Here is an 11,899-nt window from a genome sequence, read left to right as displayed (position 1 = left end):
AGCATCCAGAACGATGGTCAAAAGAAGAGCGAAACTGGCAGCCAATAGGTGCTGTGGAGTTAAATCCAGAGCAACACAAAGAAGCTGCTTAACCATTTAGGCGACAACTGTCTTGAAAAACACCGAAAGCTGTTATATAAATTTTTAGGCGATAATGGTTATGAAAAAAATAAAGCTAAAGAATTATTAACCGATACAAGATGTTTTGATCATTTGGCTGTCGTTGAATCATTATCCTACCTTTACCAAAACAATGTTCCTGTAGAAATAATAGCCCCTTTATTTAATAAAACGGTAGCAATGATTCGGTCAAAACTTGTGTTGATGCGTTTGTATAAAGCATCAACACACACAAGAGAAGATAGCAGTAGGCCCAAACGAAAATTAGACTATGTGGATGAAATATCTTATTTACTTAAAATTGGTAACCTTTCAACTTTTGAAAAAATGGACAAGCGGTTTTTATGCGTACTCACGGAAAGAGTTAATGATTGTATTAAAGGTTCTTTCAAACCGAATAAAAGTGAAATATATTTATTTCAACAGCAATATGAAAAGCCTGAAATAAGAAAGAAAACATTAATAGAAGTTATAGCAAAAATTCTAGGTATGGAAAATTCTGAACACTTATATACTATGGAAAAGGCAGAAAAATCACAGTTGTTAGATTTTTGTGATGCAATTACAACACACTTGAAATAAAAGATATTAGGAAAAAAATGAAATTTATTTATCCAGATAAAACTGAAAGAGAATTAAATAGCGATACCTTGATTGATATTACTGTTTCACATTTTATAAAAGGTGTAGAGCATAAACTTTCTTATCAGCGAGGTTTTGTTCAAAGAGTAAACTATGAATTATTACTTGCTGACATTGCTTATCAACTCGGTTTTAAGGGGGCTTTTTATATGATGGATCCCCCTTTTGTTAAACAAGAGCTGGGTGGTGTTGATTATTTTAAAGCACAAACAGAGAAAGACTTTTTAGTGTTGTACCAAGATGGACAATTTGAATTTTGTTTGTGTTTAGAGGATTGTGATCTACCCGTGGTAGGTGTAGAGCCAAAAAGTGTGGTTCAACTTGTTAACAATATTAGAAACGCTTACTACCCAATTTTTGACCCTGATTTTGAACCCATTCTATATAAGCGCCATATAACGCGAACTCAGCTTGCAAAAATGAAAGGTGCTTTAGAATCAGACCTAGAGAGCTATGCTGATGATCATTACCGTTACCAATGGGCATTAGACAATTTAAAAGTAGTTGAACAGCTTGAAGAATATGTTGGCCAAACTGTTTTGATATCACTGAACAGAGATTATGATGATGGGACTCTAGAAATAATGGGTACAGACAGCTTTGATGATATCAGTGAAGATGAATGGTTTTTAGATATGTGTATGTATATTGATTAATAGGGTAAGTTTTTAATTGTCAAATAAAACAGAACTAGTAACTGTGCTTATAGGACCACCTTGCACAGGTAAAACTACATATTTGAAAAATTTCAAATATGACTTTGTTATCTCATCTGACGCGATTGTGGACATTTTATGTAGAAGAGCAGGCATGAAATACCACGAGTACTTTCACTTACCATTGAGTAGTTCGATTAAAGCTAGTCATAATGAAATATTCAAGCAATTGATTATTGAGTCTAGCGATTTTTCTCATGTTGTTTGGGATCTGACCAACTTAACAAAGCAAGCCCGAAAGAAAATATTTGAGCATCACCCTAAAGCAACATTTGAAGCGGTGGTATTTGATTTTATTGGCTTAGAAAAAAGAGTGTTAAAGCTTAATAAACAACGATATCAACAACAGGGTAAGTGGGTTAATGAAGGGGTTATGCAAAACATGTTTGAAAGGTTTGAGCCAGTTCAGGCAAGTGAAGGTTTTAGTGATATAGAAATTGTTAAAATAAGCGAATGGCTAAAATGAAACTTCTTCTTGCTGTAAGTAATGCTTTAAACAAATGGCTTAAAAGTGATTTACCTAGGTTAGAGAGTGTCGCAGGTCAGCAAGTTGGTGTTAACCCACTAAGTAGTAATAAGCAGGTATTTAGCTGGCAACTTCACATTATAGATAATTATTATCGCTCTTTTGAAAAAACCATTATAGCGACCGAAGCCTATAGTCGTTTTACTTGTTTCATTCCGGTGACCTCTTTATTCACTCTCGAAGCGTTAGAGGATCGTTTGTTGTTGGAATGGCAAATGGTGCTAGCTGAAACAACAGAATGCACTGGAGGCTTAGCTAGTAGCGATATAGCATACTTATTATATGAGTTAGAGCAAATGAACTTTAACGTGGAGTGGGTTAAAAATACTAATTTAAGCATTAATGGCCACATAACCGACGCTGGCTTATGGGTAACACAAACGCTTAAAGACAAAAATATTGAATGCCTGCCTGAAGAATTAGCAATAGATGTGGCAGTATATTTAAACAGCCAAACCAAAAGAATAAATAGTAGAAAAGAAAAGTTTGTACCGATCGAACGCATGCTTACATATTGTCGTCAATTGCCCCCCGAGCAGGGTGGTGTTGATGATGAGTATTTGCAGCCTATTCCGAACAATGTCGTGCAATTTAAAAGAATAAATAGGTAACTTTAATTACTTGTTGGTAATTTTTGTTATGTTACTTAGTTTTTGTTTGTAGCTATTTTATTGAAAATAAAGAGTTATTTGTTTTGGCCTGTTTTTCGCTATAACTGGTGTGTATCCATTTTATTTTAAGGTGTCACACATGACTGAACTAATGCTCCAAACTCTACTCTTTTCTTCTATTACATTAATTGCAGGTGTAGTTTTTTTTAAGGTAATCAATAAGCAGCAAACATTAACACCAGTACCAGATCAAACAGAGCGCTGTGATGAACTACTTGAGAACGTTGCTCTCCTCGAAACACAAATTTATCAACATGTTGATGAAAAAACCTCTCTTAAAGAACAGCTTGCGGGCAAATCCGTAGCCATTGAACATTTAACAAAAGTAGCTGATGAACTTGATAGTCAAAAACAGAGTAATTCAACGCAAGCTCAAGTATTAACTGAATTAAAAACTGACCAAAGTAAACTTTCTACGCAAGTCGATGAAAAAAACATTCAATTACAACAGTTGAGGCAGTCGTTAAGTGCAGAGCAAAGCAAAACTGAACATAACCAAGTGACACTTCAAAAACTAAGTAATGCGAATGCCGAACAATTCGAAAAATTAAATCAACTTGAAGTGTTACGTAAAGAACTTGAAAACTATAAAACCGCTGTAGCAAGTAAAGATCTGCAGATCAGTGAATTAAAGGTAACCTTATCAGCAGATAAAGAGGCTAAAAAAGCACAACAAGAGAAGCTTGAATTACTTGAGCGCTCAGAACAGCGATTAGTAAAAGAGTTTGAGAATACGGCGAATAAAATTTTTAAAGAAAAAACAGGTGAGATGACTACCCAGAACAAAACATCTTTAGATGCCTTGTTAACACCGCTTAAAAATCAAATTGGTGATTTTAGCAAAAAAGTAACAGATGTTTACACTGAAGAAGCTAAAGAACGCCATGCCCTTAAGCAAGAAGTTCATAGCTTAAAAGCGTTAAATGAACAAATGGGTAAAGAGGCAACGGCATTAACCAAAGCTCTTAAAGGTGACAATAAAAAACAAGGAACTTGGGGGGAGGTAGTACTTGAGCGAGTTCTACAAAGTTCTGGTTTACGTAAAAATCATGAGTACGACACGCAAGTTGACTTAAAAGATATCGAAGGAGCCTCATTCAAGCCTGATGTGATCGTTCATCTTCCTGGCGATAAAGATGTTGTTATAGATTCTAAAATGGCGCTAACCGCTTATGAGCGTTATTACAATGAGGATGATGAAATTGCCTGCCAACAAGCATTGAAAGAACACATTAGTTCAATTAAAAATCATATCAAACAATTAACAAGTAAAAACTATCAAGATTTACATGGCATTAAAACATTGGATTACGTTCTGATGTTTATTCCGGTAGAGCCTGCATTTAATGCCGCTATTGAACATGATAGTGAGTTAATTCAGTTGGCGTTAGAAAACAATATTATGCTTGTTAGCCCAACCAACTTGATGGTGGCGTTGAAAACCATTAACAATATGTGGCGCGTAGAATATCAAAACCAAAATGCACAAGATATTGCCATTAAAGCAGGCGCAATTTACGACAAACTCGTCGGCTTTGTTGATGACATGAAAAAGCTTGGCAACCACCTTGAACGTGCAGAAGGAAGCTACGGTGATGCTATGAAAAAGCTTAGCGAAGGAAGAGGCAATTTAATTAGAAAAGCTGAAGACATGAAAGGATTAAGGATTTCAAATAATAAATCATTGCCTGTTGAGTTGGTTGAAAAGTCTGAGATTAAAAACCTTGTTGCTAACGGTTAAGGTTGATCTTAATTCGTATTTATCTTTAAAAGGTAACATTATGATTTTTAATTTGATATTAATTAATGTAGATTATGAAGCAGTACAAATAACCAATTTTTTTCAAGGTTATATTCGAATGAGGATTTGTTCGAATTTAAATTATCTGCATTTAATAAATGCATAAAAGGAAGTATGTGTTTATGAACTTTACAACCCCACTTCAATGGTTAATCCAGCTTTACCTATCCAATCAAGAAATCTAATTAATATTTGTTATGTAGAGGTAGTCTCTAGTCTTGAGCAAACATAACTTCACTGTTTGAAATAATAATAATTAAGATAAAATATTAGAAATGGAATTAATATGGAAATCAAAGAAAAAAAAGCAAAGGCAGCTATAGCAAACTCAAACTCCCCATATATTGGATTGATGGACCAAACTTTAAATGATGCAGAATACAAATTTCTAACCAATGCGCTATTCAAAGCTGGAGGTAAATTTAGTAACTTAGAACGGGGATTGAAGCAATACCCTGCTCTGTTTGTTAGCCATATAGTAAGAGCAGTTCAAAGTAATTTTGGTGGTTCAGGGAGTTCTGCTGTATATGGTTGTTTAAATTTAGCGATTGGAAAACCCACAGATACCGTTAGTAAAGGTCCAGATAGAGAAAAACTTTGGAAAGCATTTCGCCGAGCATGCAGTCGATTAGATTTACCTGTTTCAAATAGGCTTTTTGGCAGCAATTACATGGTAGATGCTTACTTAGAGCAAGTTGGTGTAGCTGACGCATTTAAAGATCAAGTAAGAGCTCGTATGGAGCGTTTTGCAACTCAAAATGGTTTACCTGATGAATATGATATTGATTCGCAAAAAGCTTGGTACTCACAGTTTTGTGCCAGTATTAACACCTCTTTATCCACAAGAGTAAAACGGGCATTAGAAAATGATATTGTTGGTTTTTACCTCAATGAATTTCTAAATGAAGTTGCTCAAGAAAACAACCTAACCTTAAATAGCATATATAAACAATCAATAATGCCATTGTTAAAATTTGATGGTGAGTGTCTACTTCTTTCTGTATTTCCAGAAAACTCTAAAGATCAACGATGGTCCATTAATTTAGATAATGAAAACCAACAAATCGATGTATATACAGAACAATGTGATATTTTCATTGATTCGTTTTCAATAAAAAACATATCAGCAGAATTAGTTGAACAATCTGAAAGTAAAATTAACTTTTCATTATGGAAAGATGATAAAAATAATCAGCTAGCCATTTTTGATGCCGAATCTAACCGATTTTTAAGTAGTCATTCTTTAGTTGAAGATGGCGTTGTTTTAAGTCCTGGTCGGTATTTTGTTTTAAGCAGATTTGAAATAAATGAAGAATGGCTTACGACAATGGAGACTTTGCAAGATGGCTTTTATTGTGGTGAATTAGTTTTAACTGCGGGTGCAAGTTATGTGCTGAAAAGAGGACCCATCAGTTTTAAAATAAATGTACACAGTCAGGCACTCATTGAATTTATTGGAAAAGTAAATATCCCTTATTCAGGACCTTCATTTTATAGTCCAATGGATCTTAGTATATCAGCAGATTTACCAAAAGAGTGGGACGCGGGTGATTATGAAGTTGAAATATCTTCAGCAGGCAAAGAGTATTCACACACTATCGAAGTGTCTTCTAGTAGCGATGTGAGAATTGAATTAAATATTTTTGAGATTATAAAAGATTGGGCTTCTGGGCTTTATCGAATTTCAGTAGTACTAAAAAGAAAGGGTCAAAATAGAATTTTAGCTAAAAATACTACTTTAGTTTGGTGTGGTTTACATAATATTAAAAACAACTATCAGCCTATTCTTCAAAGTCTGCCGTCAAATTTTATTAAAGATCGTTCTGAAAATGTTCGCTTTGATGAGAATGAAAACAGGGTAGTGATAAAAGATCATGGCATCCCTTTTGTAACACTAGCGTTTAAGTTATACGGAAATAGAGACGTTTTAATAAAGTTTGCTTTGCCTGGTACTTATATTTATATAGATGATTTGAGTGCTGAAATACGAAAGGAAACGTTATTAAAATCTGGAAGTACAATATCAGCGTCATTTAGTGATAAAAAAATAATTCGAATATACTCAACTGAATCTGGAACTTTACAGATTGGTAATAGGATGTTGCACGATGATTTTAAGAAAAAACCTTGGGTTAAATACAGTACGGCTGCACTTTTTGATCATATTGATAGTGTTAGTAATACGCTAAGTTTTCATACTGAAAATTATACTGAAGTTTTACTTAACTTAGTTTCTCCTCATTTTATTAAAGATTGGCAAGCTAGCTCAAAACAAGATTCAATTGAAGTTGATTTTACTTCATTTACACCATTATCATCCTTAGCTATTTCAGCTGTCGAACTTGTGAGTGATACGCAACAAAAAAAAGTATTTGATGTTAATGCTGGGCTGTTAACGCCAGTGTTAGGTGAGCTAGGTGGTATGTTAATAGTTGAAGATGGCTTAATTAAAAATAAACATAAACTACAGCTTCATACTGAAAATCTAACTGATGGTGCATGGGTATTGACATTAGACTGTAAAATGACAGGACGTTGGGGACGATTAACCAACGAAAGAGGAGATCAATTTGTAATAGGAGTTATTGTTGTAAATGGGCGTATTGAAGAATATGGATTTAATATTGAACGAAGGTTAAAGTATTTAAATCAACTTGAAAAAACTAAAATACTAAATAGAGTCAATAATCAACTATCTACTTGCTTTGAACTTAGTTGCTGGCAATCAGTATCTTGGCTTAAGACATTATGGTTGTCATTAATTAATGATGGCGAGTTAATGTCTAGTGATAATTTGAGTAATATATTGCCGTTGATTGAAAGAAAACTCGACGAAAACTCTGCTCTATCATGGGTTCCTCAACTACATATTGGTGGGTACAAACCAGATATCTATGCAAGACATACATCCGCGTATCGTCGAACAGATGCTAGCAGGAGTGTTAATTTACGCTGTTTTAAAGGGATGTATGAATCTCATAAAAGTTTAGTTGAAGCGGTCCAAAATGAATTGCTAGCAGATGCTTTGGTTGTTGGCTTTAGTAATACAAAAGCCATTATTAACAGTGATGAACGTCCTAAAAATTTAAATACTATTCAAGTTGCTGCAATGTTTCCATACACATTTACAACGGCAAATTGGGAAAAAATGCAACGGGAAGATAAAGAACCGGCTTTAGGCGATTTGCTGGGTTCATTTCATTTAGCATATGTGCAGCGTGAGTGCTTATACAATTGCAGAAGAACAGAAGTGGGCAATGACTTTTTAAGACCTGCAATGAATCGATTAGCTTTTAAATATCAAGATTCAACATTACATAAAATGCCAAATTTAATACCAGTTGATTTCTTTGTGAGTGAGCAAGAGCAAGAATTATTAATTAGTTTAGAAACGCTTGCCTCTGGAATTGCAAAAGCATGTAGAGCAGAAAGCCGTAATGAATACAAATTAGCCCCATTGATGGCGACATTAGAGACCGAATTATTACAAGGGTCAACTAACTTAGCACCAGTGCTAAGTTTCTTCTTTTCTATAGCTGGAGGTTTGTTTCATTATTACTTGCTGTTATGGGAATTATATTTCGAATCAAGAGAGTCATAATGTCTGAAGCTAATCCATTAAAGCTTGCGCAAACATTGCAAGAAACATTAACACGTTATATTACAACGACTGTGCCTATACACTCACGTTATCCAAAACTTAAAGAAGATTTTTGGAATATTTTAGAATCAGAACAGCTAGTTAAAGGTCCTTATATTGAATCAGTACCTGATTTTGAAAAAGGTAAAACTTTAAGATCATTATTGCAAAAAAATGGTGGTTTTATGCATGATGGCCTTGGCTTAATAGAACCTGATATTTTAGATAGAAAATTACACTTACACCAAGACATAGCAATAACTCAGGCTTGTAAAGAAGACAAGAATTTAGTTGTGGCAACGGGAACAGGTTCAGGTAAAACTGAAACGTTTCTTTATCCAATAGTAAATAAATTACTTAAAGATAAAGATTTTAACAAACCAGGTGTACGGATCATTCTGGTTTATCCAATGAATGCACTAGCTAATGATCAATTATATTATCGAATTGCACCATTATTAGGCCAAACGTTAAAAGAGTACGACATAACATTTGGTCGCTATACTGGACAAACTAAGCGAGGGGTTGAACGTAAACGTGTAGTTGAGGAAATGCTTGAGAATAGCAAGATATCTGATATTTTTTCAGATGACGGTATACCGAGTAATTGGTTAGTTACTCGGGAAGAAATGTTGGCTAATCCCCCAAAAGTGTTGGTAACCAATTATGCAATGTTAGAGCATTTATTGTTATTGCCTGCAAATTCAAGTTTGTTTTCAACAACGGCACTTCAAGCATTGGTTTTAGATGAAGTTCATACATATGCTGGAGCTCAAGCGACAGAAGTCGCATTTTTATTACGTAAGCTTAAAAATCGTTTAGGCGTAGATTATCCATTACAGTATTTTGCTACCAGTGCAAGTTTAGGTAATAGCCCTGAATCAGATGAAAAACTAAAAACTTTTGCTGCTAATCTTTTTGGTGAAAATAAACCTGTAGTTGTGCGTGGAAATAGAGAAGCACATGCTGAACTTTCTGTTGGTCAAAATGATAATTTTAACCTTACGGATAAAGAATGGATTGGTGTTGCCGATAGCTTTAAATTATTTCTTGATAGTAATCCTAATGAAAATGATCAAACTTATTGGAATTTAGAAGAATGTTTGGAAGCATCTGATTTAAACCTCAGATATTTTCAAGAACCTGATAAAGATAATTATAAAAAACTATCAGATAGTTTATTTGATGTATTTACTTCCAATAATGAAATAGCAAATGCTGCCAAAATTTTACAAGCAGGAATTATTGATTTTATTGAGTTAGCGATAAATATTTTTCCACTGAGTACTAAAGAAAATGCAGCTTTAGCCCTTACCGGCGTTATTCAACTTGGAATGTTTGCCAAGTCACCGATTAATGGTTTTCCTCTATTGCCATGTCGACATCATATTATAGCGGGTGCTATTGAAGGTTTATGTGTACTTCCCTCAAATATAAATGAAGGATACTCGGCTATAAAACTTGCTAAGAGTCATAGTGATGAAAGGGGTGTGTATTATCCAATGCTTACGTGTCGTCAATGTGGTCAACCCTATTTTGAAGGCTTTCAGCACAAGGGAAAACTATTAAATCAACGTCCTTCAGTTAAAACAGCTGTAAGGCGTCGAATATTCTGGTTAGGGCATACAGCTAATTCGACAACGTTTGATGAAGATGATGAAAGTGAACTTAAAGTAAATGATTGGAAAAAATTAAGGATTTCTCCTAATACAGGTGAGATAGTTTCTGATGATACAGGGATTTTACTTTATGAAGTTGCAACAGAAGAAGATCAACAAGAAAAAACTAATTATTTAACTAAATGTGTGTCTTGTAACGCTAAAGCTACTGGTGCAACAGCTGAAATAATTACACGTTTCTATCCAGGTAACGAATCCCTCTCAAGTGTTATTACACAAAAAGTGTTAGAAGCGTTACCACCCAAATCAACTGATAATTTACCAATGGCAGGTCGAAAGCTTTTAACTTTTTCGGATAACCGTCAAGATGCCGCTTTTTTTGCCCCATATTTTCAAAGAACAGCTAATGACTTTGCCCATCGTTCAGCCATTTTAAATGCGTTAAAGGATACAGACGAACCCATTAAATTTGATACTTTGGCAAGGATGGTAAGGGCATATTGGGATGATAATAACAGTTTTGCCTATCCAAATCGTGATGGTGGTTTTAGTAGTTATTTTGAAGATATAAAAGATATCTTAACAGGGCGTTTGGTTGCAGAATTTTGTACTCCTCCAGGGAGAAGAATATCTATAGAGTCATTAGGTCTTGTAGAAGTAAGTTATGAGAAAAGAACATTTTCGAAAATTGTAAACAAATTAACTGAAGAATTTAGTAAATTTGCTAATCACGAACAAATTAAAAATCTGGTATTGATATTTTTAGAACATATTCGTCGAAGTAAATCGATTACCAATATACCAAATAAACCGGATCTTGAAGATGGATTAATTTGGGGAGAGAATTACCGAGGGCAACGATGTTTTGAATTTGAAAGGACATCTAAAAGTGCAACTTTTGCTTGGATAAGTAAAATTGGGACTAAACGTTATAATCGACGCACTTGGTATTTGACTAAGCAATTAGGTTGGAAAGACGACGTTTCACATGACTTTTTGGTTAAGTTATGGGAGTACTTAGAGCAATCTAAGTTACTCATACGTGCTGGTACAGGTCGAGCACTTGATGCTTCGGCAATATATATTAGCAAGGCCAAACCTGATTCATTACATGAATGTCAAAGCTGTGGTTTGAAACAGTTTTATTTTGTAAATGATAAATGTACTGCTTTTGGATGTTTAGGAGATCTAATTAAATCTGATGATATTCAATTATCTATTGAACGTAATCATTATTTAAACTCATATATTCAAAGTAAGCCTTTGCTGGTATGTGCTAATGAGCATACAGCATCACTTTCAACCGAACTTAGAGAAAAAATAGAATCTAGGTTTCATGAGAAAAAAGTTAATGTATTAAGTTGTACTACTACAATGGAAGTGGGGGTTGATTTAGGGGAGCTTGAAGCAGTTGTAAATTTAAACGTTCCTCCTAGTGTCGCCAGCTACCAGCAACGCACCGGCCGTGCTGGTCGTAGAGCACAAGCTGCTCCATTTTGTGTGACAATTGCTCGGAATTCACATTACGATCGTGTTGTATTTGCTGACTTTGAAAGTTACCTTAAAAAGTCTCCTAGCGATCCTTTAGTTCATTTGACGAATGCGACAATTTTTCAGCGTCATCAACTCTCAATTTTATTGTCTAACTATTTGAATTCAAAGTTAGATCCTAAAGTTTTAAAAGCACCCACTTTAATTGATCTTTTTTCTGGTGATCTCGACGATGGTTATCAAAAATTTTTCCGTAAAAATATCTTATTATGGTTAGAATCACCACAAGGTATTCAAGCGGTTACTGAAGCTAATTTATTAATAGAATCAATCCCCGAAGAATTTCGCGGGACTTTGGTAGCAAGGCTAAAAAATGTATCAGTGTTACTTGTTGATGAATTGGAAAAATTTGCCGCAATAGTTTCTGATCGCTGGCAACGTTATGCGCAAAAAATAACAGAAGCAAAAAAACTAGTTGCTAAGGACGATGCATCTGGTGCAAGTCTGATTACAAGGTGGGATTCACAACGTAAAAAATTTATGGGTCAATATCTAGTTAATCAACTATCCGAAAAAGGATTGATACCAACTTATAGTTTTCCAGTTCATTCACTCACGCTGGAAGTAACAAAAGAAAAAAAGCATATGAAAATCAGTGGTTAAGTAGTGATAT

At 34.4% G+C, this 11,899-nt stretch carries 7 protein-coding genes; all 7 read left to right on the top strand.

The genetic code is table 11. The annotated features are described in order from the left end of the window. The first annotated feature begins 213 nt into the window (after nt 1–213). The 7 genes from H4J54_RS03855 to H4J54_RS03825 all read left to right on the top strand — a co-directional run bounded on the left by H4J54_RS03855 (nt 214) and on the right by H4J54_RS03825 (nt 11,889). Complete coding sequence (locus tag H4J54_RS03855; RefSeq protein WP_182189625.1) at nt 214–702, top strand: hypothetical protein; 489 nt, start codon at nt 214–216, stop codon at nt 700–702. Between the two features lie 17 nt (nt 703–719). After that, nucleotides 720–1,418: a hypothetical protein gene (locus H4J54_RS03850; protein WP_182189624.1), complete on the top strand. Its 699-nt coding sequence runs from the start codon at nt 720–722 to the stop codon at nt 1,416–1,418. A gap of 43 nt (nt 1,419–1,461) precedes the next feature. Then, complete coding sequence (locus tag H4J54_RS03845) at nt 1,462–1,944, top strand: AAA family ATPase (RefSeq protein ID WP_310650084.1); 483 nt, start codon at nt 1,462–1,464, stop codon at nt 1,942–1,944. Beyond that, nucleotides 1,941–2,615, top strand: coding sequence for an amino acid adenylation (locus H4J54_RS03840; RefSeq protein WP_182189622.1), 675 nt, complete (start codon nt 1,941–1,943; stop codon nt 2,613–2,615). The genes H4J54_RS03845 and H4J54_RS03840 overlap by 4 nt, the downstream gene beginning before the upstream one ends. 139 nt (nt 2,616–2,754) lie before the next feature. Next, nucleotides 2,755–4,416 carry a DNA recombination protein RmuC gene (gene rmuC, locus H4J54_RS03835; protein ID WP_259366946.1) on the top strand — a complete coding sequence of 554 codons (1,662 nt, stop codon included), beginning with the start codon at nt 2,755–2,757 and terminating at the stop codon, nt 4,414–4,416. Nucleotides 4,417–4,762: 346 nt separating this feature from the next. Beyond that, nucleotides 4,763–8,077 (top strand): hypothetical protein, encoded by a 3,315-nt coding sequence (locus H4J54_RS03830; protein ID WP_182189621.1) that lies wholly within the window; start codon nt 4,763–4,765, stop codon nt 8,075–8,077. Then, the gene (locus tag H4J54_RS03825) at nt 8,077–11,889 is read left to right on the top strand and encodes a DEAD/DEAH box helicase (RefSeq protein ID WP_182189620.1); all 3,813 of its coding nucleotides are present in this window, start codon (nt 8,077–8,079) and stop codon (nt 11,887–11,889) included. Before H4J54_RS03830 ends, H4J54_RS03825 begins: the two co-directional genes overlap by 1 nt. The last annotated feature ends 10 nt before the right edge of the window (nt 11,890–11,899 follow it).

The sequence above is a fragment of the Colwellia sp. MB3u-8 genome (assembly GCF_014076985.1).
GTDB lineage: Bacteria > Pseudomonadota > Gammaproteobacteria > Enterobacterales > Alteromonadaceae > Cognaticolwellia.
The sequence above is the reverse complement of the archived record's forward strand: the minus strand, read 5'-3'. Positions and strand labels throughout refer to the sequence as shown.